Here is a 22,931-nt window from a genome sequence, read left to right as displayed (position 1 = left end):
AGGTGGCAGGTACCGGTGCACCCTCACGGTTCAGGCTGTTCAGGCAGTCCGTGTCGAGGGCGCACGCCGCTCTGCCAGAGCGAACGCCGAAGTCAGCGCTGCAAACTCGTCCTTGGCCACGGTGCCATCGGCGTTACCCGCACGGTCCATCACCTGCAGCACGGCTTGCGCGAACGGATCGCTGCCCGCCTGCTGGCCTTTGGTGCGGGCCAGCCCCTTGAGGAATTCATCGTGGGTGATGACACCATCCTTGTCCGCGTCAAAGCCCGCCGTGAGCTGCTGCTTCTGATCCTCGGTGGCACCAAACCGGGTCAGCAACGCCTGGAAATCGTCCTTGGACACGGCCCCTGCCGCACGGCCACCGGGCAGTGCTGCAGTGGCCTGGCCGGACGAACGCCCCACGGTCATCCCCGCGCCAGAAGGCTGGCCCTGGGTGGCCAGAGCGCCCTGCCCGGCCATCCCCGCCAGCGTCTGCGCCTCGGGGCTGAGCGTGACCACGGCCGAGGGCTCGGGCGCCGCCGCCTCACCCCCACGCCGCGCGGACGCCTTGCCCGCGCCACTGGAGGCCGCATTGAAAATCATCGACGCCACCGATGCGAGGCCGGAAATGAGAGGGGACATCGCCATGAACTCCTGTGTGGCGACAGCCCGGTACTTTTGACCTGTCCGCAAGTCACCGCGTCGCCCAGATGCACCAAGGGTAGCGGGCAGCAGCCCGTACGGTGGGCGAATAAGCCAACAGTTTTCACGCCAGTTTTGCGAATGGACTGCGGGCTGGAGGCTGCACCCCCGGCAGTCGCACGCGATCCTAGGCACTCCCTCTGCCCGGCATCACCACCCGAATGCAGGTGCCCCCACCCGGACGCTGCAGCACCAGCAAGTCACCGCCCGCCATTTGCGCACGGTGGTTCATGCCTGCCACCCCATGGCCTCCCAGTGGGCTGCCTTCGCCAGCGTGAAGCATCATGCCGCGCCCGTTGTCGCTGACCTCGGCACACCAGGACTCGGCACCCGCACGGTAACGCACACCCACCGAGACCTCGGTGGCGCCCGAATGCTGCAACACGTTGCTCAAGGCCTCCTGAACGATGGCAACCAGGTGCATGGCACTGTCGGCATACGGAAAACTGGACAACGGCGGAATTTGCACATCCCACACCATGCGAATGCCACGTCGATCAAGCACGGGCTGGATGCGGTGCCGGAGCCGGGCCAGGCGGTCAGCAAATGGCTCGTCCGCCGCATCCATGGAGTCCACCACGAGTCGCAGGTCCAGCATGCACTTGTCGAGCAGCGAACGGAGTTCACGCACTGCGGGCGGCTCGGTCTCCAGCAGCGCCATGGCAAAAACCAGCTGTGCGCCCAGGTTGTCATGCAAATCCTGCGCAATGCGCCGCCGCTCTGCCGTCACCTCGGCACTGGCGCGCAGCCGCAGCCGGGGGCGCCACTGCAGGGCCCGCGGCAGTTGCACCAGCAGCAGGGCCCCCAGGCCCACCGAGATCACCAGGGCGGCCAGCTCCCACCATTGCCGATCCGACGGCCTCTCCTCGTCATAGCCGAAAAACGCCATCGCAAGGAGCGTCCATTGCAGCAGCCACATGCACATGCAAGCGATGGCGAACAACGGGGGACGTGTGCGAAACACCGCTCAATCCTGGCTTTCTAGGTGGTGTGGGCAACGGAGAGCACACCTGGTGACAGCACAACCCACACACGCGGCAGCCACCTGCATCCTCCGTCAAAAGAGCCCCCGCAGCGAGGCGAAGCGCACCGCCTGGGCACGGGTGCGCACCTGCAACTTGCGGTAGATATTGCGCAAGTGGGTGTTGACCGTCATGCTGCTGATGAGCAGGCGCGCCCCCACCTCGGCGCTGGTGTAGCCGCTGGCCACCATGCGCAGGATTTCCTTTTCCCGTGTGGACAGCCGATCTGCCTCATCGGGCTGCCGTCGCTTGTTTTCGGCCGAGTGGGTGCGGTCAAACCGCTGCAGCAACCGCCGCGCTAGGTTGGGGGTGATGGAGGCGCCACCATTGGCCACCTGCAACACGGCTTGCGAATAGTTGCCGAACCACGAGTTCTTGCCCACATACCCCGTGGCCCCCAGTTCAAAGGCCCGCAGGACCTGCTCGTCGTTTTCCATGACCGAGATCACGACCGTTTGGGCCGATGGGCGCACAGGCTTCACGTAGTGCAACAGGTCAAAGGCGTCACCGTCGCCCAGGTTCAGGTCCACCAGGAGCACATCAAAATCGTGATTCTTGATGGCCTTGCGCCCCTCGCGGACACTGCCCGCCTGCGCCACCAGTAACGTGCGGGCATCGGCCATGAGCTCCTGTGCAATCACCAGGCGGATGTGCGGATCGTCGTCCACCAGCAAGACCCGCACCGGATTGGCCTCCTGCCCAGTGAGGAAGGCGGGCCAGACCGATGGCGGATTGGAATAGGTTTCAAACTGGCCCGACGGAAGCGATGCGAGGTCGCGCGCACTCTGCTTTGAAAGCAACGCTGAAGACGTCAACGTTTGCGATGGTGTATCGACCTGCCAACTGCTGCTCATGGGTGAACTCCTGCGGACGTGGTGGTGGGCCCCGATGGACTGGGTCTTTCGGATGACGCATCTGCATGCAACTCTTGCGTTCACATGCATGTTCTCCAACGCACTCATGCCTCTCTGTACGGCAGCGCACACAGTGCGCCAAATAAATTTCAAGGTCCAAATATATTTGGCAATGTTGCCCAAGTAGCAATTGGTTACTACCTGCCTTTCTTCGGCCGATCTCATGTGGTGCGGGCGGCCAAGCCGCGCTGGCAAAGGCTTTGCGCGGGTCCAAGGGTTGAACCACTCCGCTGTATGAGGTAGCCCGCCCGGCGTATTCGCACGAATCGCATCGGCTCGCACACTGAACTCCGACAGCGCCTAACGGCCACCGGTTCTCAAAAAACCAGGCCTGAAAGCGCCGTCCAACCCCCTCTGCACCGCAGGTTCGCTGCGGTTGCAGCCAGTGTAGAAGTCATCCTTGAAGGATCTGTCATGAAAACCCTTGCTTTCATCACGCTCAGCGTCATCGCCTCCGCCGCCATGGCCACCGGTCCGGTCCCTTCCACTCCGGACATCACCATCACCGGCAATTCCACGCAGTCGGTATCCCTGACGTCGGTGTCCGTCAACAACAACTCGACGGGCTCGAAGAGCGAAGCCTTCCAGAACCTGGCCTCCAACACAGGCAACGTCACCATCAGTGGCAATTCGACCCAGACGGTAACGGGCTTTGGCGGCAATCTGACCAACACCGCCAGCGGCAGCGAAGCCTACGCCAGCCAGAATCTGTCATCCAACGTGGGCGAAGTCACCATCATTGGCAACTCCAGCCAATTCACCTCGATGATCAACTCGTCGGTCAACAACCTCTCCAGCGGCAGCAACAGCAAGGCGGTGCAAAACATCGCCTCCAACAACGCCTGCTTCACCTGCCAGCCCACCAAGCCCGCCGGCTGGCCCTACTGAGATCGGCACCAGCTCGGCTGGTGAATAGACCTGCGAGGGTCTGATTCCGGCAGCACATCAGTGCCCGGATGAGTTCGTGCCAGGGGCACACCGGCAAGGCTGCAAACAGCAGCGCGGGTGGGCCCCTCATTCTCACCATAGGAGGTGTTCCATGAACACACGTTTTCTGGCGCCATGCGCAGCGTTGCTCACGGTCTGCGGCCTGATGCCAGGCCCCGCGTGGGCGCAGGCCCCAGGGGAAGACCCGGTCATCCTGACCAAGAAGCTCTCGGTCCAGATGCAGCCCACAGGGCCAGTGGCAGCCTCGACGGGACTGGACGGCAGCAACACCATGCCATCGTGGCTACGCGCCCGCATCGCCCGCTACGAAGCCAAGGCTTTCTCAGACGACACCACCGGCGTGCTGACCAACAACGACGTGGTCACCACTGCCAATGCACAGGGCATGCAAAAGACCTGCGTCCAGGAGGTGGGCAGCAACACCGTGTCTGCCAACACCACGGGATCGGCCAAGTACGGTCCCAACCAGGCGCCGCAGGTGGTGGTGCTGCGCGGCGATCTCGTCAATATCTGCAAATAACAGGCCAGGAGAGAGAACATGCCGCCCACCCCGCCGAGCCCCGCCATGCCAGCATGCTCTCGCCCCCAGCGCCCACGCTCCCTACACCCTGTGATGCGCGCGATCCATGGAGCGTTTTGGCTTGTCTTCGGGCTGGGACTGGCTGGCTGTGCCACGCCCAGGGATCCGCGCAAGGACCAGGCCTTTCAGAGCCTGGCTTCCATCACCGACCGCCCCGTGGTGCGACCCACACGCTCCATCTCCAGCTTCTCCGACTCGCTGATGTGCATGGACCACATGCTGCGCGATGCACAGCTGCCCACCACACTGATCACGAGCAAGCAGATTCCCGACTACTCCACCCGCGTCACCGTGGCCACCAAGGACATGGTGATCACGGCCCTGTCGCAGATGTCGCGCCTGAGCAATGCCTTCCGCTTTGTGGACTACGAGGTGGACATCGCGCGCCAGGACACGGTGCAGAACCTCACCACCATTCTGCTCAACAACAACCAGATGCAGCTGCAGCGGCCCGCGCTGTACCTGTCGGGTGCCATCTCGTTCGTGGACCAGAACGTGATCAACAACCGGTTTGACACCGGGCTCTCCGGCCCCCGCATCGACATGGGCTACAGCCAGAGCCGCAACGCCACCATCATCGGCCTGGAGATGCACCTGGGCGACTTTCGCACCCGCACTCTGATTCCCGGACTGGACTCCGCCAACGAAGTCATCATTGGCAACGGCGGACAGGGCGTGGACCTGGCCGGGCGCATCGGCACTTATGGCGTTCAGTTCAACGTGGGGCGTGACTACACCCAGGGCTCTGGCAGTGCAGTGCGCACACTGGTGGACCTGGCCACCATAGAACTCATTGGCAAATGGGCCCGGGTGCCTTACTGGCAATGCCTGACGCTGGAGCAAAACCACCCGGACTTTCAGCGGCAGCTGCGGGACTGGTTTGACGAAGGCTCGCCCGCCGTGCGCACCCAGCTCATCACACGCTCGCTGGTCAGCCGGGGCTACCTCGCCCCCGTCGCGCAACCCCTGCCGGACAACGACCCGGCGCTGCGCAAGGCCCTGGCGCGCTTTCAGGCGGACAACGGCATGGTGGTGACGGGCGTGGTGGATTTTGCGACCTACGAACGGGCGCTGCGCCACTTTGTCGGGCTGTCCGCAGACGGTACCCTGGCCCGCATTGGCTGGGCCAGCACGCACGCAGAGCCTGTGCCGCACATCGCCGCCAGTCCAGCCACACCAGATGCTGCAATGCAGGTGGTGAGCACCAATCCGGGGGCGGCCAAGTACGGAGACCCACCGCCTGAGCGCACCATTGATCTGCAGATCGAGAACGTGTTGCTGGAGCGCACCGCATTCGAGGTGGGGGAACAGGTCTTCCTGTCGGCCACCGTGTCGCGCGCCTCCTACCTGCAGTGTTTTCTGGCCGATGCCACCGGCACCGTCATCCGCCTGCTGCCCAACCAGGCCAACACCACCGGCTGGGTGTCTGCCAACCAGGCCATACGCATCCCCGACTGGATGAGCCCCAACCCCGGCTTCATCATGGACGCCGCCAGCCCCGGCACCGAGGGTGTGGCCTGCTTTGCCACCGACGAGGACAGCACGCCCCGTTTGCCCGAGGCGCTGCGCGGACCGCCGCTCAAGCCCATCCAGAACTACCGGGCGCTGGAGCGCTTGAACGAAGCCTTCGCCACCGCCTGGGGCACCGATGGCTACACCGGCAATGCCGTGTACTGGCAAGTCATTCCACGCCGGGCCATGCCCGCCGCAGCCAGTGCGCCTGCCCAACCCGCCCCACGCAAGTGAAACACCGTCGGTAAAGCACTGCGCAGGCGAACGCGATGACCACCACCCCGGCGACCACGGCGCGCACGCATTCCACCCTTGGTGGGGCACACGCACCGCAGGGCATATGGCGCGCAATCCATGGCGCAGTGGCGCAGGCCTCGGGTGCAGCGTGCCTGGTAATCGCGGTGGTGACTGCTGCTCCTGCACAGGGATCGGTGCGGGCGCTTCCCACGCCTGCGGAAATCACCGACATCGATCGCGCCAGCCTGAACGCGGCGTCCCCCCAGGTGCCCAGGTCTGACGACCCCACGCAGGAGAAGATGTTGCAAAAACTTCGCAGCACCGCGCAACGCGATGGGGTGCCGACGCGCAAGCCGCGCGCCCCCCCCGCCCCTACAACGCGATCAACGGGCGACCTGACGCCTGCCGATGCGGCGTGGCTGTTGGGATTGCTGGCGTTGCATGGCCTGGCCATGCCCGCTGACCAGGCGCAGGCCCAGCACTGGTTTGAACGTGCGCAAATGCTCAGCCACCCCCTGGCTCCTGCGGGCCTTGCATGGTGCCAGCTCAGCGGTTGCGTGGCAGCACCCAATCCTTCAGCCGCCATGCACTGGATTGCGCTGGTGGGCCGTGCCGATCCGGGGCTTGCCAAATACCTCGAATGGCATGCGGCCAAGGCATTGGCTCCATTGGCCGAGCCCCGTTTGTCCTCACCAGACCGATATCCCGGCTCAGCGGCCCCAGCGACGACCAGTCCATCGCTTCAAAAACTGTTGACGCAAGCCGTGCGCGCCGGCAACGCGCAGGCCGGTAACGAACTGGGGCTGGAGTTCATCGCCAGCGGCGATCTCGAACAGGCGATGGTCCAGTTTCAATCAGCGTCTGCAAAATCCGAGGCCGCCGCCGCCAACGCCCGCCTTCTGGCCCGCCGCATCCAGAGCGGTCCCAACGCCCGCACCCGATCAGCCCGCTACAGCGCTGCAGATTGGTACGCGGAGGCCCAGCGCTACCACCGCGGCGACGGCGTACCTGCCAACTACACCGAGGCCGTGCGCCTGTACCAGGTAGCAGCCAGCAGCGGCGACCCACAGGGCCGCAAGATGCTGGAGCTGATCTTCTCCAGACCTTTGCAAGGCGGCGCCATCGACGTCGCGTGGATGCAGCAGCTCGCCGGTCTTCACATCGGCACCGACGGCTCGCCCACCGGCACGACCACCGCAGCACCCACCAGCGGCTGGCAGCGCGAGCCAAGCCCGCTGTATGACCTGGTACCGCTGCAGTGGCGGACGCCGGGGCAAGTGTTGCGCCGTTAGGTCGGCCCAAAAGCTGGGGACAAAAACCAATACCCGCCCCGACACGAGCGACCTCGAAGCGTGTCCTGAGCCATGGACTCCAGCCGCACAGGTAGCTTCCCCAAAATCAGGAAATCGAATCCAACGGGCTTGTAGTGCTAGTCGAAATTGACTTATCAGCTATCAATTATGTAGCAATCACCGCAGGCAACAACAACCCCTGCTGAGCCGCCACCGCCTCCCGCAAAAACGCCCACGTGGCCTGCATGCGGGCCACGTGCTTGTTGTCGCCGGGCATGGACATCCAGAAGGTGCGCTGAAAGCGTGCCACCCCCGGCAGCACAGGCACTAGCGACGGGTCTTGCGCTGCCACAAAGGCGGGCAGCACTGCCAGCCCCGCCCCCACGCGGGCGGCTTCGTACTGGGCCAGGATGCTGGTGCTGCGCAGCGCGAATTGCGCGGGGCGGTGCAGCTCGTCCAGGATCTGCAGCTCCTTGCTGAACAGCAGGTCGTCCACGTAGCTGATGAAGGTGTGGCCCCGCAGGTCTTCCGGCGTGTGGATGGGGGCATGGCGCTGCAAGTAGCTGCGCGCTCCATACAGTTGCAGCACGTAGTCGGTGAGCTTGACAACCACCACCGCACCGCGCGCCGGGCGTTCCAGCGAGATGACGATGTCCGCCTCGCGGCGCGACAGGTGCACCAGCCGGGGCAGCGCCAGCAGGTCCACCACCAGGCCGGGGTGGTCCAGCGCAAATCGGGCCAGCTGGGGCGCCAGGATCAGGTTGCCAAAGCCCTCGGTGGTTCCAATGCGCACTAAGCCATGCAGACCTTGGCGCACGCCGGGGGCGGCGTTTTCCACCGCCAGAAAGGCGGCTTCCATGGCCTCGACCTGGGGCAGCAGTGCTCGCCCGGCCTCGGTCAACCGGTGGCCGCCCGCCTCGCGCGCAAACAGGGCGGAGCCCACCTGCTTTTCGAGCGCCTGCAGGCGGCGCGCCACCGTGGTGTGGTCTACGGCCAGGCGGCGCGCGGCCCCCACCAACGTGCCAGCGCGGGCCAGCTCCAGAAAGTAGCGCAGGTTGTCCCAGTCCACGGGGTAGTCCTTGAATCAGTGAGCAATTACGCAAACAAGGATGCGCAAAGGTCGGAGGTAAAAGCAGCGATGTGCATTTTTGCAAACCTCGTGCGCACCATTGTCTATTGTGCAGACAATTCTGCACAGCTAGGATGGCGAAGTTCCGGGCACCCTGCCCGCACCTTTGCCCGTTTTTTCCAGGAGACAAACCCATGAACGCACCCACTTCCACGGCCGTGCTGGCCCCCACCGTCAAACTGTTGATCGGCGGCAAATTCGTCGAATCCAAGTCCACCGAGTGGCGTGATGTGGTGAACCCCGCCACGCAAGAAGTGCTGGCCCGCGTGCCGTTTGCCACGGCCGATGAAATCAATGCCGCAGTGGCCTCGGCCAAGGAAGCGTTCAAGACCTGGAAGAAGACCCCCATCGGCACCCGCGCCCGCATCTTCCTCAAGTACCAGCAGCTCATCCGCGAAAACATGGCCGAGCTGGCCGCCATCCTCACGGCAGAGCAAGGCAAGACCCTGCCCGACGCCGAAGGTGATGTGTTCCGTGGGCTGGAAGTGGTCGAGCACGCTGCCAGCATTGGCAACCTGCAACTGGGTGAGCTGGCCAACAACGTGGCTGGCGGCGTGGACACCTACACCCTGCTGCAGCCGCTGGGCGTGTGCGCAGGCATCACCCCCTTCAACTTCCCCGCCATGATCCCGCTGTGGATGTTCCCCATGGCCATTGCCACGGGCAACACCTTCGTGCTCAAACCCTCCGAGCAAGACCCCATGGTGACCATGCGCCTGGTGGAGCTGGCGCTCGAAGCGGGCATCCCCCCTGGCGTGCTCAACGTGATCCACGGTGGCGAAGCCGCTGTGAACGCGATCTGCGACCACAAGGACATCAAGGCAATCAGCTTCGTGGGCTCCACCAAGGTGGGCACGCATGTGTACAACCGCGCCAGCCTCAACGGCAAGCGCGTGCAATGCATGATGGGCGCGAAGAACCACGCCATCGTGATGCCCGATGCCAACAAGGAACAGACCCTGAACGCCCTGGCCGGTGCTGCCTTTGGTGCCGCAGGCCAGCGCTGCATGGCGCTGTCGGTGGTGGTGCTGGTGGGCGAGGCGCAAAAGTGGATCCCCGAGCTGGTGGCCAAGGCCAAGACCCTGAAGGTGAGCGCCGGTGTGGAAAAAGGCACGGACGTGGGCCCCGTGGTGTCCTGCGCCGCCAAGGACCGCGTGCAGAGCCTGATCGAGCGCGGCATTGCCGACGGCGCCACGCTGGAGCTGGACGGCCGCAACCCGCAGGTGGCTGGCTACGAAAAGGGCAACTTTGTGGGCCCCACGGTGTTCAGCGGCGTCAAGCCCGGCATGAGCATCTACGACCAGGAAATCTTTGGGCCCGTGCTGTGCCTGTCGGCCGCAGCCGACATTGACGAAGCCATTGCCTTCATCAACGACAACCCCAACGGCAACGGCACCGCCATCTTCACCCAGTCGGGCGCTGCAGCGCGCAAGTTCCAGGAAGAGATCGACGTGGGCCAGGTCGGCATCAACGTGCCAATCCCTGTGCCCGTGCCGCTGTTCTCGTTCTCGGGCTCGCGTGCTTCCAAGCTGGGCGACCTGGGGCCCTACGGCAAGCAGGTCGTGCTGTTCTACACGCAGACCAAGACCGTGACGGCGCGCTGGTTTGATGACAGCACCATCTCGCATGGTGTGAACACGACGATTAGCTTGAAGTAACCCCCTGAGCGGCTGCGCCGCTTCCCCCTTTCTCTGCATCGCTGCGCGATGCTGAAGGGGGACGCCACCGGCGCGGCGGGGCGGCCCTTGCGCGGTGGCACTGGCTTGGGCCGCGCCGGTTTCGGCGGTAGCGTGCGGTGGTAAAAGCGGGGCATGCAAATATCCAAGACAACGATGCGGGGATGGGCCATGGTCTTCGGTACGGCTTGCGCAGTGTTGATGGGCGCTCGTGCCCACGCACAGGCTGGTGCCGCCTGCAAACCCGGTGGCACGGTGGAAGAAACCAACGCCTGCGCCGTGCAAGCCTTCCAGGCGGCAGACACCGAGATCGCCATCCTCTACGGCGACGTGATGCGCGCCCTGTCGGCCCACGAGCGGCCCCAGCTGCGGCAGGAGCACACCGCCTGGCAGCGTGAGCGCACCACGCGCTGCAAGCAGGCGCAACGCAGCAACGAATCGCAACCCCAGTGGCCGCGCCTGTACCACGAGTGCCTGACGGCCGAAACCCAGGCGCGCCGCAAAGGCCTGATGCGCTGGCTCACGCTGGACCACCCGTCCGCCAAGCCCTGAGCAAGGCCCCCAGAACAACAAGAACCGACGACGAGACAGAACACCATGGACTTTGAACTCACCGAAGAACAACGCGCCTTTGCCCAGACGGCCCGCGACTTTGCACAAGCTGAGTTCGCACCCCACGCCGCGCACTGGGACGAAGAAGGCATCTTCCCGAAAGAAGCCATCGCCAAGGCGGGCGAGCTGGGCTTTTGTGGCCTGTATGCGCCCGAAGCCGCCGGTGGCCTCGCCCTGCCCCGGCTGGACGCCACCCTGGTCTTTGAAGAAATGGCGGCTGTGGACCCCAGCACCACCGCCTTCATCACCATCCACAACATGGCCACCTGGATGCTGGGCACCTGGGCCACGCCCGCCGTGCGCGACCACTGGGGCCCGCTGCTCACTACGGGCGAAAAGCTCGCGTCGTACTGCCTGACCGAACCCGGCGCGGGCTCCGACGCCGCCTCGCTCAAGACCCGCGCCGAGCTGATCGGCAACGAATACGTCATCAACGGCGCCAAGGCCTTCATCAGCGGCGCAGGCAGCACCGACGTGCTGGTGCTCATGGCCCGCACCGGCGACGCGCAATCCGGCGCCAGCGGCATCAGCGCCTTTGCTGTGCCAGCCGATGCGCCCGGCATCAGCTACGGCAAGAAGGAGCAGAAGATGGGCTGGAACAGCCAGCCCACGCGCACCATCAGTTTTGACAACGTGCGCATCCCCGCCGACCACCTGCTGGGCCGCGAGGGCGAAGGCTTCAAGATCGCCATGAAGGGCCTGGACGGCGGCCGCATCAACATCGCCACCTGCTCCGTGGGCGCTGCGCAAGGCGCGCTCAACGCCGCCCAGCAGTACATGCAAGACCGCAAGCAGTTCGGCAAACCCATCGCCAGCTTTCAGGCCCTGCAGTTCAAACTGGCCGACATGGCGACCGAGCTGGTCGCTGCCCGCCAGATGGTGCGCCTGGCCGCCAGCAAGCTCGACGCCGGTGCGCGCGACGCATCCACCTACTGCGCCATGGCCAAACGTTTTGCTACCGACGCAGGCTTTACCGTGGTCAACGAGGCCCTGCAACTGCACGGCGGCTACGGCTACATCCGCGAATACCCGCTGGAGCGCCTGCTGCGCGACGCACGTGTGCACCAGATTCTGGAAGGCACCAACGAAATCATGCGCGTGATCATTGCGCGGCGCATGCTGGATGGGGACGCCACCGAGGCCATCCGGTAGCTACAACATTCATAGCTATTCAGGCATATTCCACTATCGCTACCGGCATTTTTTGCTCTCGCCATGCCCGCCCGCCCGCTGTCCGACGAAACCCTGCACCTGATCGACGCCGTGCGCACGGCGCTCGCGCACCGCAGCGACGTGGAAGAGCGTGCCCTGTTTGGAACGCACGCCTTCTTTGTGGACGGCAAGATGAGCATCGCCGTCAAGGGCGAGGAGCTGCTGGTGCGCTTGCCGCCGGAGCGGCACGGCGAGTTGCAGGAGATGCAGAACACGCGCGAACTCTCACCGGGCGGGGGGATGAAGGGCTATTTCTGGGTGGAGCCCAATGGGTTTTCTACCCGGACGCAGTGGAGCTTCTGGATTGACGAAGCGCTGGCCTACAACCCGCACGCCAAGGCTGCACCGCCCAAGAAAAAAAGGGGTGTCGCCAAAGCCCAGCCCGCCACGCCGAAGAAAGTCACAGCAACAGGCGCGCGCACAAAAGGTGCCGCTGCCAAAGCCGCAAAGCCCCTCTCCAAAAAGCCGACCGCCAAGAAGCACAGCATCTTCGAAGCCGACGACTGACTCGCCCCTCCACCCACCCACCCGGAGCCCCACCATGTCCCTTCGCATCGTCCGCCTTGGCACCCCGCGCGCCGCCGGGGAAGGCACCCGCATCGGCACCGTGCGCCGCCCGCCGCGTGGCGTGCCCAAGGCCGAGTTCGCCAGCCGCGACTACTACGACGTGTGGTACCCCCTGCTCTCCCCCAGCGCCGACCTCATGGCCCAGGGCCAGCAGGTCCCCACCGGCAAAGACGGGGACAAAGCATGGGACGCTTTCGCCAAACAGTTCCGCAAGGAACTGGCCCAGCCCGAGGCAAGCCGCACGCTGGATTTGCTGGCCGCCCTGTCGCACCACAGCGCAATGTCGCTGGGCTGCTACTGCGAGGACGAGGCCCGCTGCCACCGGTCGGTGCTCCGCGCCGAGCTGGCGGGCCGCGGAGCAGACATCACCGATTGATTTCAGATGTTTTTGGGCTCAAGCGCTAGATGAATATGCGTTGGTAGCTATCAAATTCATACCAAACCCGAACCCTTTTCTTTCACCATCACAACGACATCAGGAGCAACACAGCATGAAAATCGCATTCATCGGCCTAGGCAACATGGGCGGCCCCATGGCACACAACCTGCACAAGGCAGGCCACGAAGTGCGCGCTTTCGACCTCTCGCAACCCGCCCGCGACAAGCTGGCCGCAGACGGCGTGCCCATCGCCACCGATGCCAAGGCGGCAGTCGCAGGCGCCGAAGTCGTCATCAGCATGCTGCCCGCCAGCCAGCATGTGGAAGGCCTGTTCCTCGGCGCAGGCGACCTGCTGGCCCAGCTGCCTGCAGGCACGCTGATCATCGACTGCTCAACAATAGCCGCCGCCACCTCCCGCAAGGTGGCCGAGGCCGCCAAGGCCAAGGGCGTGGCTTTTATCGACGCGCCCGTGTCGGGTGGCACCGGCGGCGCCATTGCAGGCACCCTCACCTTCATGGTGGGCGGCGATGCGGCCGACCTGGAACGCGCCCGCCCCGTGCTCGAAAAAATGGGCGCCAACATCTTCCACGCAGGCAGCGTGGGCGCAGGCCAGACGGCCAAGATCTGCAACAACATGCTGCTGGGTATCCTGATGGCAGGCACCAGCGAAGCCATTGCCCTCGGCGTAGCCAACGGCCTGGACCCCAAGGTGCTCAGCGAAATCATGCGCCGCAGCTCGGGCGGCAACTGGGCGCTGGAGAAGTACAACCCCTTCCCCGGCGTGATGGAAACCGCGCCCGCCAGCAAGGGCTACGCAGGCGGCTTTGGCACGGACCTGATGCTCAAGGACCTGGGCCTGGCGCAGGAGAACGCGATGGCGGTGAAGGCTGCCACGCCGCTGGGGGGCATGGCGCGCAATTTGTATGCGGCGCACAGCCTGGCGGGGCATGGGGCGCTGGATTTTTCCAGCATTATTAAGATGGTGCAGAAAAGCTGATGCTGCACCGGCGGGGCGTCTCCGCCAGCGTCGGTTAGCCGACGTTGCCACCGCCCGCGCCTGACTACCATCCGTACTCTACGACCACACCGGCGCCCTGTTACACGCCGGAGCCTCGCAAGCATGTCCACCCCCACCCGCCCTAATCCATCCGCAAAGCGCCGCGAACTCCGGCGTGGTGCTGATGGAGTGTGCGCAAGGCGGTGTCATAGATGCCCTATTTCAACGCTTGTTGAAAGCGTAGACCAGCAACATTATGGACTGGTAAGTGCAAGGATTTCATCTTGCAGCTCCTTCACTACTCTCACGTTAACTTCCGAGTTGAGGTTCTCATAATGTTTTAACCAATCATTGAGTCTTTTCGCAAGTTGCCTGTCGAAATCCTTGCTGGTCACCCACGTGGTTTCACTGAGAACTTCCTTGGCTTTGTTCTTTATATGATCACGAGTATTCGTAGAAACGAGAGTGCGCATAAATGGATCAAACCATTTCATGCAGTCGCTGACCTCAAGGAAGGGGCCAATTCCTTCAATTGTCTTTAAGCTAACCGTCGTATGGATTGATGGCGCTGAACCGAGCAAGTGTTCTTTAACCATTGCCATATTCGCCGCAGGCACTACGGCAAGATCCGGTGCCCGAAAGAATGCAGCTCGGTATCGTGAAATCGTGTCCCCGTCATCTTCCTTGAGTATGTGAACAAAGCGTTCAGCAGTAATCTGCTTTATGGAGTCCGATGACAGATCAAAGATCATTCGGTGCGCGGTAGCCAGTCGCTCAAGCGTGTCATCGAAAGCGTCATCCTCGGGCGCATAGCCGAAATAGGTCTTCGGTATTAAGTCTTCGAGTAGGCGGCGCCGTTGCTGGTCATTCACCTCCGCCATCAAGTGCGATAGTATGGTTAAGGAGCTTGAGTCGCGCAGCAGCTTCGACAGAATCTGTTCGGCGGTCAAACCAACAGTAGCTCGTCTGGTTTTAGCGATATCAGCGACTATAAGTTCTATCAACGCAGTCGCAATGTCGCAAGTTGTTCGATTCGGAGGCTCTTCCTTAAGGCGGGTCATTCTCCCCGGGTGTATCAGGTTCCGGTATGACCGGACCACGCTGCAAAGGTCTGCAGTTCTCTCTGAAAGAACTCCCTCAGCCTTGCATATCGCGATGGCTTCAGCCATATCCATCTTCAAGGGGTCTTTGCTTCCGCGAGAGGCACTTGTCGTTGATGCAAGCTAGTCAATAAGCAGGCATTCAACAATGCTGCCCGCGATTACTTGCGCACTCTTCCATGACTCACTTTCCGCGCATCGGCGCATTTCCGCATAGTCAGAAATCAAAGATTCTCTAAATTCAGTTGAATTTATGTAGTCGAAATTAGGCATTTGCACCCCCTCTGAGATAGGTGCGATTTTATGGCATTAGCGTTACAGCGCTGGTCATTGCGCTATCTCATCGCGTCGAGCAACAAAGAGATTTCTACGCCATATCGTTCGACGCACGCGTGTCTGCACAGAGGACACCGCACTTGAGTATGATTCGCATCCCCTCATGCTGCGCCGCAACACCCCCGCCCTGCCTTCCCACATCGTGCTTCTGCTGGTGGCGTTGTTCAACGCCCTGGCGGGTGCGCCCTTGCATGAGGCGCGGCACATTCAAGAGATGGTGCGCAGCGCCACAGCCTCGGCAGCCGCAGGCGATGTGGATGCGTTGGCAAACAACGCCGCAGCCAGCGACGACCATAGCGAAGAAACACACACCCCCTGCGCCTGGTGCCTGACCCACGCGCTGGAGGCGGGGCTGGCGCATGCACCGGCTCGCCAGCCACAACTCCCCACTGAACCCGGCGCCATCGCGCCGCAAGGCGCAGACCCCTTCACGGCCCAGCAGGTGCGCTGGCCGTTTGCTGCACGCGATCCTCCGCCAGCCCAGCGGGCCTGACACACGTCGGGCCCCAGCCAGCCTGCGCTCCCCAGCGCATCCCCTTTTCGTTTTCGCCCTTGCATTCACCCCCGTGGGGTGGGTGTGGGCACGCGGCCATGTGCGCCTGCCAACTCCCAGGCGGGTGTGAGCCGCGTTGCTCCTGGCTTTTGCATTCACCGCTTTTGGACTGGTTTGCCGTGCGTTCTTCCTATTCTTCTGTTTCTTCTTCACGCCCAGCCGCCCTGCCGCGCCCCACATTGACGGTCCTGGCGGCCGCCGCCCTGCTGGCATCCCTCCACCCCGCCTGGGCCGCAGACGGCGATGTGGTCACCCCACCCACCCTGTCGGCCGTGGACGTGGTGGGCCGCAGTGCTTCAGGCACCTACTACGCCGACGAAGCGGAGGGCGCCAAGACCAGCCTGCCGCTGCGCGAGCTGCCGCAGTCGGTGCGCGTGATGTCGCGCCAGACGCTGGACGACCTGGGCGCCACGCGGCTCGATGATGTGCTGGACTACGTGGGCGGTGTCTCGCGCCAGAACAACTTTGGCGGGCTGTGGGACAACATCGCCATCCGGGGCCTGCCGGGTAACGAGAACACGGGCATGGCGACGCTGCTCAACGGGTTTTCGTCCAACCGGGGCTTTAACGCGCCGCGCGATCTGGCGGGGGTGGAGCGGGTGGAGTTCCTCAAGGGCCCGGCCGCCGCGCTGTATGGCAGCAGCGAGCCCGGCGGCACGCTCAACATCGTGAGCAAGAAGCCGCTGTGGAAGGCTGCGCATTCGGTAGAAGCCTACGCGGGCAGCTACGGCCTGGGCCGGGCGGCGCTGGACACCACGGGCCCCATCAACGACCGGCTGGCCTACCGCCTGAATGTGGCTGTGGAAGACAAGGGCAGCTTTCGCGACCATGTGAGCGCGCAGCGGCAGGTGGTGGCCCCGGCCTTCACCTGGAAGCTCTCGCCCGACACGGTGCTCGAATACACGGCTGAATTTCTGCGCCACGCCACGCCGCTGGACCGGGGCGTGGTGGCGGTCAACAACCGCCTGGGCGCGGTGCCCGCCAGCCGCTTTCTGGGCGAGCCTGCCGATGGCGATGTGACGGTGACCAACCAGACGCACCAGCTGGTGCTGTCGCACGAGTGGAACCCCGACTGGCGCAGCCGCGTGGGGCTGTCGTACCGCGAGACGGGGATGGAAGGCTTCTCGACCGAGGCCACGGCGCTGCAGGCCAATGGCCGCACGCTGACGCGCCAGCGGCGGCATCGCGACTTCCAGTCGGACGACGTGGCCGTGCAGGCCGAGCTGCAGGGCAACCTGCGCACGGGCGGGCTGGAGCATGAGCTGCTGGTGGGGGTGGAGAGCTACCGGTTCAGCATGGATTCGGTGATGCTGCGGGTGAACCCCAGCGCTGCCGCGCCGTATGCCATCGACATCTTCAACCCCGTGTACGGCCAGGCGCAGCCTACACCGGGGCGCAACACCGACACGCTGGAGAAGCAGCGCAACACCGCGCTGTATGTGCAAGACACTCTGAAGCTGGGCGAGCAGTGGCGCGTGATGGCCGGGCTGCGGGCCGACCACTATGACCAGAGCCTGCAAAACCGCATCACCAACCGCACCACGGCGCAAAGCCCATCGGCCGTGTCGCCGCGCCTGGGCGTGAGCTGGCTGCCCACGCCGGGGTGGACGGTGTATGCCAATGCGGGCAGTTCGTTCCGCCCCAACACGGGCAGCAATGTGGCGGGCAACAGCTTTGACCCGGAAAAATCCCGTGCGCTGGAGCTGGGCGCCAAGTGGGAGAGCGCCGACCAGCGCCTGGGCGCCACGGCGGCGCTGTTCGACATCACCAAGCGCAATGTGCTGACCAGCGACCCGCTGAACGCAGGCTTTTCAGCCGCAGCGGGCGAAGTGCGCAGCCGGGGGCTGGAGCTGGACCTGGCGGGCCGCCTGAGCCCCCATTGGCGCGTGAATGCGAGCCTGGTGGTCAACGACGTGGAGGTGACCCGCGACAACACGCTGGAGGTGGGCGGCCGCCTGCTGAACGTGCCGCGCGTGAACGGCAGCGTGCTGGCGGTGTACGAAAACCAGTTGGCCAACGGCCAGCGCTATGGCGTGGGCGGTGGCGTGACGCACATGGGCAAGCGCCTGGGCCAGGCCCGCACGCAGGCCGAGGCCAATGCAGGCACCGCCGCGTTTGAGCTGCCCAGCTACACCACGGCCAAGCTGATGGCGTACTGGCGCCTGAGCCCCACGCTGAACCTGTCGCTGGACGTGGACAACGTGTTTGACAAGGTGCACTACACCAGCTCGTACAGCCGCGTGTGGGTGGCGCCAGGGGCGGCGCGCACCGTTACGGTGGGCCTGCAAGCCAAGTTTTGAGTGGTGTCGGTGACCTGCATGACAACACACTCCTCCGCCCCCAAACCCCTGACCCGCCGCCGTGCCTTGCAGGCCCCCGTGGCCGCGCTGGCGGCGGGCGCCCTGCCCGCTGCCTCGGCGCAGGGCGCACCACCCGCCGCCCCTCCCGCACCGCTGCAAATCGTCGGCCCGTGGGAGATCAGCGGCCTGGCGCCCGCCAGCAGTGGCTATGTGTTCACGCGCATGCAGGTCACCGAAACCCTGCTGGACGCCGCAGACGACGGCCAGCCACGGCCCGCGCTGGCGCGGCTCTGGCGCCGGTCGGCGGATGGGCTGGTGTGGCACTTTGAGCTGCGGCCCGGGGCGCGTTTTCATAATGGCACGCCGGTCACGGCCGCCGCCGTGGTGCGCAGCCTGCAGGCCGCGCAGGTGGCGCCCGCACTGCTGAGCCAGGCGCCCATTGAGTCCGTCACCGCGCCTGATGAAGGCACGGTGCTCATCCGCCTGCAACGCCCCCACACCGCCCTGCCCGCGCTGCTGGCGCATTCCAGCACCATGGTGCTGGCCCCGGCCAGCTATGGGGCCGACGGCAAGGTGCGCAGCATCATTGGCAGCGGCCCCTACCGCATTGCGGTGCTGGTGCCGCCGCAGCAGGTCGAAACGGTGGTGTTTGATGCCTACGACGGCCCGCGCCCCGCCATTGCCGCCGTGCGCTACCTGGCCGCCAGCCGAGCCGAAACCCGCGCGTTGATGGCCGAGAGCGGCCAGGCCGACCTGGCCTACGGGCTGGACCCGGCCAGCCTGCGGCGGCTGCGGCGCCATGCGCAGAACCCGGCGCTGGCACGCCGCACAGCGGTGCGCATTGCGTCGGTCACGCTGCCGCGCACCGTCATCGTCAAGCTCAACGCGGGCCTGCCTGCGCTGCGCGATGTGCGCGTGCGCCAGGCGCTGAGCCTGGCCATCGACCGTGCGGGCATTGCCCTGGCGCTGATGGGCGACGAGGCGCTGGCGGCTACGCAGCTACTGCCGCCCACGCTGGGCGCGTGGCACAACCCGCACCTGCCCCCGCTGCAGCACGACCCCGAAGCCGCCGCGCGCCTGCTGCGGGCCGCTGGCTGGCAGCGCCACAGCGACGGCCTGCGCGATGCCCAGGGCCAGCCGCTGCACCTGGTGATCCGCACCTTTGTGGACCGGCCCGAGCTGCCGCTGATTGCCACCGCCTTGCAGGAGCAATGGCGGCTGGCGGGCATGGCAGTGAAGGTGAGCATTGGCAACTCGGGCGACGTGCCCCGGGGCCACCGCGACGGCAGCCTGCAACTGGCGCTGGCTGCGCGCAACTACGCCAACGTGCCCGACCCCACAGGCACGCTGGCGGGCGACTTTGCCGCCCAGGGCGGCGACTGGGGCGCCATGGGCTGGCACAGCGACACCGTGGTGCAGGCCCTGCAAGAGCTGACGCGCACCCAGACTCCGCCCGAGCGCACGCGCGCGCTGCGGCAAACCATCACGCACACCCTGCAAGCCGAGCTGCCCGTGATCCCCGTGGCGTGGTACCGCCAGCATGTGGCCGTGGCCCCCCGGCTGGCGGGCGTCACCCTGGACCCGCTGGAGCGTTCTTACCGCCTGACCGGCATGGAGTGGAACAACCCATGAACCCCTTGATTTCAAAACCCTGGGCCGCCCTGCTCGGCCGCAGGCTGGTGCAGGTGCTGGCCGTGTCCCTGCTGATCGGCACGCTGTGCTTTTTGATGGTGCGCGCCCTGCCGGGCGACCTGGCCATGCGCGTGGCGGCGGGCCGCTATGGCTATGACCTGGTGAGCAACGCCGCCGCCGACGCGGTGCGCGCAGAGCTGGGGCTGGACCGACCCGGTTGGCTGGCGCTGTTGCACTGGTGGCGCGACATGGCCACGTTCAACCTGGGCCAGTCGCTGGTGTCGCAGCGATCGGTGTGGCACGAGGTCACGCACCACCTGGGCGCCACGCTGCGCCTGTCGGCCGCCGCGCTGGCCATTGCCTTTGCCGTGGGTGTGCCGCTGGGCGTGTGGGCCGGGCTGTGGCCCCAGGGCTGGGTGGACAAGGCCAGCTGGCTGATGACCGTGGTGCTGCGCGCGCTGCCGCCGTTTTTGCTGTCGGTGCTGCTCATCCTGCTGGTGGCGGTGCAGTGGGGGTTTTTGCCTGCGGGCGGTGACGAGAGCCAGGCCAGCCTGGTGCTGCCCGCGCTCACGCTGGGGCTGGGCCTGGCCGCCGGGCTGGCGCGTGTGACCCGCGCTGCGATTCTGGAGGTGGTGGTGTCGCCCTTTTTCGAATTTGCGCGCACCAAGGGCCTGAGCAACTGGCAGGCGCTGGTGCGCCATGGCCTGCGCAATGCCGCCGTGCCGGTGACGGCCTACCTGGGCGTGCAGGCGCTGTTCCTGGTGGAGGGCGCGCTGGTGGTGGAGACGCTGTTTGCCTGGCCCGGCATTGGCCATGCGCTGGTGCACGCCGTGTTCGGGCGCGACATCCCTGTGGTGCAAGGCACGGCCCTGTGCATGGGCGTGCTGTTTGTGGTCTTCAACCTGCTGGTGGATGCAGCGTGCCTCGCGCTGGACCCCCGACACACACAAAAGGTGGCTGCATGAGTGCCGTGCCTTCCACGCTGCATCCCTCCGCTGACATCGTGATCGACCGACCCCGCTGGCCTGTTCGCACCGTGCTGGGCATTACCTTGCTCGGCCTGCTGGCGCTGTTTGCCCTGCTCGGCCCCTGGCTGGTGGGCGCCAGCCCGGTGGTGCAAGACCTGCGCAACACCCTGGCGCCCCCCAGCGCCCAGCACTGGCTGGGCACTGATGTGCTGGGCCGCTCGGCACTGGCGCGGCTGGCGCATGCGGCGCAGCTGTCGCTGGGCATGGCGCTGCTGGCGGCCGTGAGCGCCGCCGTGCCCGGCACGCTGCTGGGCGTTGCCGCCGCATGGCGCGGCGGGCGCACCGAGCGGGCGCTGCTCATGCTGTCGGACTCGGTGCTCGCCATTCCGGGCCTCCTGCTGGTGCTGCTGATTGCGGCCCTGGCGCCCGGCGCGCTGTGGGCGCTGTATGCGGGCCTGTCGGCTGCGCTGTGGGTGGAATACTTCCGCCTGAGCCGCGCGGTGGCCCGGCCCGTGCTGGCGGGTGATGCGGTGCAGGCATCGCGCCTGCTGGGGTTTGGGCGCGGCTATGTGCTGCGCCGCCACCTGCTGCCTGCGCTCGCGCCCACGCTGGGCACGCTGCTGGCCTTCACCACGTCGCAAGCCGTGCTGGCGCTGGCCGCGCTGGGTTTTGTGGGCGTGGGCATGCAGCCGCCCACGCCCGAGCTGGGCCTGATGATGACCGAGGCCATGCCTTACTACGAAGAAGCCCCGTGGCTCATTGCCGCCCCCACCGCCCTGCTGGTGTGGTTGGTGGCCGCGATGATGCTGCTCAACCCCGACCGGGAGACCGCATGACCACGCCTTTGACATCCGACGCCCTGCTGGCCGTGGAGGGGCTGGGCATCCAGGTGGGCGGCAAGCGGCTGCTGCGCGACATCAGCTTCAGCCTGCGGCCGGGCGAGGCGCTGACCCTGGTGGGCGAAAGCGGTGCGGGCAAGTCGCTGCTGGCCCAGGCCATCATGGGCAACCTGCCGCCTGCGCTGCAGGCCACGGGCCAGATCACGCTGGATGGCACCACCACCCGCGCCGAAGACGCCGCCGCGCGCCGCGCCCTGTGGGGCCGCAAGCTGGCGCTGCTGCCGCAGGAGCCCTCGCTGGCACTCAACCCCCTGGCCCGCGTGGCACCGCAGCTGGCCGAGGTGTACCGCCTGCTGCACCAGCAGCCCCCCAGCGCCGCCAGCGCCAAGGCCAAACAGGTGCTGGGCGCTGCGGGCCTGGGCGGCGCAGGCAGCCACTACCCCTGGCAACTGTCGGGCGGCATGGCCCAGCGCGCCGTGGCCGCCATCACCCTGGCCGGAGGCGCGCCGGTGCTGATGGTGGACGAGCCCACCAAGGGCCTGGACGCGCATTGGCGCGGCCGCATGGTGGAGTTGTTCCAGGGCGTGCTGAAGGCAGGCGGCTGCCTGCTCACCATCACCCACGACATGCAGGTGGCGCAGGCACTGGGCGGCCAGGTGATCGTGCTGCGCCACGGACAGGCGGTGGAGCAAGGCGACATCCACACCGTGGCCGCCGCGCCGCAGCACGCCTTTACCCGCCAGCTGCTGCAGGCCGACCCGGCCCACTGGCTGCCGTTTGCCGAGCCTTCGCTGGGGGAACCCGTCGTACAGGCGCATGGCATCTCCAAAGCCTATGGTGCGCAGAGGCTGTTTGCGCCGCTGGACCTGGAACTACGCAGCGGTGAACGCATCGCCGTGCAAGGCCCCAGCGGCACCGGCAAAAGCACGCTGGGCAATGTGCTGCTGGGCCTGGTGGCGCCCGACACGGGCCGTGTGGAGCGCAACGCCCGGCTGCGCCCGCATGCGTTCCAAAAGCTGTACCAGGACCCGGTCAGTTCGTTTGCCCCACACATCAGCCTGGCCCAGTCGCTGCGCGATGCCGCCCGCCTGCACCGCTGCGACTGGAAGGCGGTACAGCAGCGCCTGGCGCAGCTGCGTGTGCCCGAGGACCTGCTGGCGCGTAGACCCGACCAGGTGTCGGGCGGCGAGCTGCAGCGCATTGCGCTGGCGCGCGTGCTGGTGGCGCAACCGGCGCTGCTGTTTGCCGATGAGCCGACCTCGCGCCTGGACCCGATCACGCAGCAAGAGGCTATACAGGTACTGCTAGATGCCGTACACGAATCCGGGGCTGCTTTAGTGTTGGTTACCCATGATGAGGCGCTGGCAAATGTCGTTGCAACGCACACGCTGCATATGCGCGAATCGCCTTAACAAATGACCAGACAGCCCGTTGGGGACTAAAGC

21 protein-coding genes are annotated in these 22,931 nt (G+C 65.7%); 16 read left to right on the top strand and 5 right to left on the bottom strand.

Annotated elements, in window-relative coordinates:
- Positions 1–39: 39 nt before the first annotated feature.
- From C8C95_RS20430 to C8C95_RS20420, 3 genes are all read right to left on the bottom strand, one after another.
- Entirely contained in the window at positions 40–621 is a 582-nt protein-coding gene (locus C8C95_RS20430) for an EF-hand domain-containing protein (protein WP_116749780.1), read from the bottom strand.
- 187 nt (positions 622–808) lie between these two features.
- Complete coding sequence (locus C8C95_RS20425) at positions 809–1,624, bottom strand: ATP-binding protein (protein ID WP_116749779.1); 816 nt, start codon at positions 1,622–1,624, stop codon at positions 809–811.
- A gap of 114 nt (positions 1,625–1,738) precedes the next feature.
- The gene (locus tag C8C95_RS20420) at positions 1,739–2,557 is read right to left on the bottom strand and encodes a response regulator transcription factor (protein ID WP_099730163.1); all 819 of its coding nucleotides are present in this window, start codon (positions 2,555–2,557) and stop codon (positions 1,739–1,741) included.
- 474 nt (positions 2,558–3,031) lie between these two features.
- On the opposite strand from C8C95_RS20420, the gene C8C95_RS20410 reads away from it, so the two are divergent.
- The 4 genes from C8C95_RS20410 (at position 3,032) to C8C95_RS20395 (ending at position 7,186) form a co-directional block, all read left to right on the top strand.
- Positions 3,032–3,505, top strand: a complete 474-nt coding sequence (locus C8C95_RS20410; protein ID WP_056062488.1) for a hypothetical protein — start codon at positions 3,032–3,034, stop codon at positions 3,503–3,505.
- A 151-nt stretch (positions 3,506–3,656) separates the two neighbouring features.
- Complete coding sequence (locus C8C95_RS20405) at positions 3,657–4,085, top strand: hypothetical protein (RefSeq protein ID WP_116749777.1); 429 nt, start codon at positions 3,657–3,659, stop codon at positions 4,083–4,085.
- 93 nt (positions 4,086–4,178) lie between these two features.
- Positions 4,179–5,891, top strand: coding sequence for a DUF4384 domain-containing protein (locus tag C8C95_RS20400; RefSeq protein WP_116749776.1), 1,713 nt, complete (start codon positions 4,179–4,181; stop codon positions 5,889–5,891).
- A gap of 35 nt (positions 5,892–5,926) precedes the next feature.
- Entirely contained in the window at positions 5,927–7,186 is a 1,260-nt protein-coding gene (locus C8C95_RS20395) for an SEL1-like repeat protein (RefSeq protein ID WP_116749775.1), read from the top strand.
- 166 nt (positions 7,187–7,352) lie between these two features.
- On the opposite strand, the gene C8C95_RS20390 is transcribed toward C8C95_RS20395, so the two are convergent.
- Positions 7,353–8,255 (bottom strand): LysR family transcriptional regulator, encoded by a 903-nt coding sequence (locus tag C8C95_RS20390; protein ID WP_116749774.1) that lies wholly within the window; start codon positions 8,253–8,255, stop codon positions 7,353–7,355.
- A 194-nt stretch (positions 8,256–8,449) separates the two neighbouring features.
- Here C8C95_RS20390 and C8C95_RS20385 point away from each other — a divergent pair, with 194 nt between their 5' ends.
- The 6 genes from C8C95_RS20385 (at position 8,450) to mmsB (ending at position 13,758) form a co-directional block, all read left to right on the top strand.
- Positions 8,450–9,973: a CoA-acylating methylmalonate-semialdehyde dehydrogenase gene (locus C8C95_RS20385; protein ID WP_116749773.1), complete on the top strand. Its 1,524-nt coding sequence runs from the start codon at positions 8,450–8,452 to the stop codon at positions 9,971–9,973.
- 189 nt (positions 9,974–10,162) lie between these two features.
- A complete protein-coding gene (locus C8C95_RS20380) occupies positions 10,163–10,543 on the top strand; it encodes a lysozyme inhibitor LprI family protein (RefSeq protein WP_243415791.1) in 381 nt (126 codons plus the stop codon).
- 45 nt (positions 10,544–10,588) lie between these two features.
- Complete coding sequence (locus C8C95_RS20375; RefSeq protein ID WP_116749771.1) at positions 10,589–11,755, top strand: acyl-CoA dehydrogenase family protein; 1,167 nt, start codon at positions 10,589–10,591, stop codon at positions 11,753–11,755.
- 63 nt (positions 11,756–11,818) lie between these two features.
- On the top strand, positions 11,819–12,322 hold the full coding sequence (locus C8C95_RS20370; RefSeq protein WP_116749770.1) for a TfoX/Sxy family protein: 504 nt from the start codon (positions 11,819–11,821) through the stop codon (positions 12,320–12,322).
- Between the two features lie 34 nt (positions 12,323–12,356).
- Positions 12,357–12,758 carry a DUF488 family protein gene (locus tag C8C95_RS20365; protein WP_116749769.1) on the top strand — a complete coding sequence of 134 codons (402 nt, stop codon included), beginning with the start codon at positions 12,357–12,359 and terminating at the stop codon, positions 12,756–12,758.
- Between the two features lie 58 nt (positions 12,759–12,816).
- Positions 12,817–13,758 (top strand): 3-hydroxyisobutyrate dehydrogenase, encoded by a 942-nt coding sequence (gene mmsB / locus C8C95_RS20360; protein ID WP_279323252.1) that lies wholly within the window; start codon positions 12,817–12,819, stop codon positions 13,756–13,758.
- Positions 13,759–14,012: 254 nt separating this feature from the next.
- On the opposite strand, the gene C8C95_RS20355 is transcribed toward mmsB, so the two are convergent.
- Positions 14,013–14,927: a hypothetical protein gene (locus C8C95_RS20355; RefSeq protein WP_133246251.1), complete on the bottom strand. Its 915-nt coding sequence runs from the start codon at positions 14,925–14,927 to the stop codon at positions 14,013–14,015.
- Between the two features lie 370 nt (positions 14,928–15,297).
- On the opposite strand from C8C95_RS20355, the gene C8C95_RS20350 reads away from it, so the two are divergent.
- The 6 genes from C8C95_RS20350 to C8C95_RS20325 all read left to right on the top strand — a co-directional run bounded on the left by C8C95_RS20350 (position 15,298) and on the right by C8C95_RS20325 (position 22,898).
- On the top strand, positions 15,298–15,687 hold the full coding sequence (locus C8C95_RS20350) for a hypothetical protein (protein ID WP_116749766.1): 390 nt from the start codon (positions 15,298–15,300) through the stop codon (positions 15,685–15,687).
- 305 nt (positions 15,688–15,992) lie between these two features.
- Positions 15,993–18,047, top strand: a complete 2,055-nt coding sequence (locus C8C95_RS20345; protein ID WP_243415790.1) for a TonB-dependent receptor — start codon at positions 15,993–15,995, stop codon at positions 18,045–18,047.
- Between the two features lie 18 nt (positions 18,048–18,065).
- The gene (locus C8C95_RS20340) at positions 18,066–19,679 is read left to right on the top strand and encodes an ABC transporter substrate-binding protein (RefSeq protein WP_165836560.1); all 1,614 of its coding nucleotides are present in this window, start codon (positions 18,066–18,068) and stop codon (positions 19,677–19,679) included.
- Positions 19,676–20,644 carry an ABC transporter permease gene (locus tag C8C95_RS20335; RefSeq protein ID WP_116749765.1) on the top strand — a complete coding sequence of 323 codons (969 nt, stop codon included), beginning with the start codon at positions 19,676–19,678 and terminating at the stop codon, positions 20,642–20,644. Before C8C95_RS20340 ends, C8C95_RS20335 begins: the two co-directional genes overlap by 4 nt.
- Positions 20,641–21,483: an ABC transporter permease gene (locus C8C95_RS20330; RefSeq protein WP_116749764.1), complete on the top strand. Its 843-nt coding sequence runs from the start codon at positions 20,641–20,643 to the stop codon at positions 21,481–21,483. Before C8C95_RS20335 ends, C8C95_RS20330 begins: the two co-directional genes overlap by 4 nt.
- Positions 21,480–22,898: an ATP-binding cassette domain-containing protein gene (locus C8C95_RS20325; protein WP_116749763.1), complete on the top strand. Its 1,419-nt coding sequence runs from the start codon at positions 21,480–21,482 to the stop codon at positions 22,896–22,898. The genes C8C95_RS20330 and C8C95_RS20325 overlap by 4 nt, the downstream gene beginning before the upstream one ends.
- Positions 22,899–22,931 lie beyond the last annotated feature (33 nt).

The organism is Acidovorax sp. 99 (genome assembly GCF_003096455.1).
Classification (GTDB): domain Bacteria; phylum Pseudomonadota; class Gammaproteobacteria; order Burkholderiales; family Burkholderiaceae_C; genus Acidovorax; species Acidovorax delafieldii.
The sequence above is the reverse complement of the archived record's forward strand: the minus strand, read 5'-3'. Positions and strand labels throughout refer to the sequence as shown.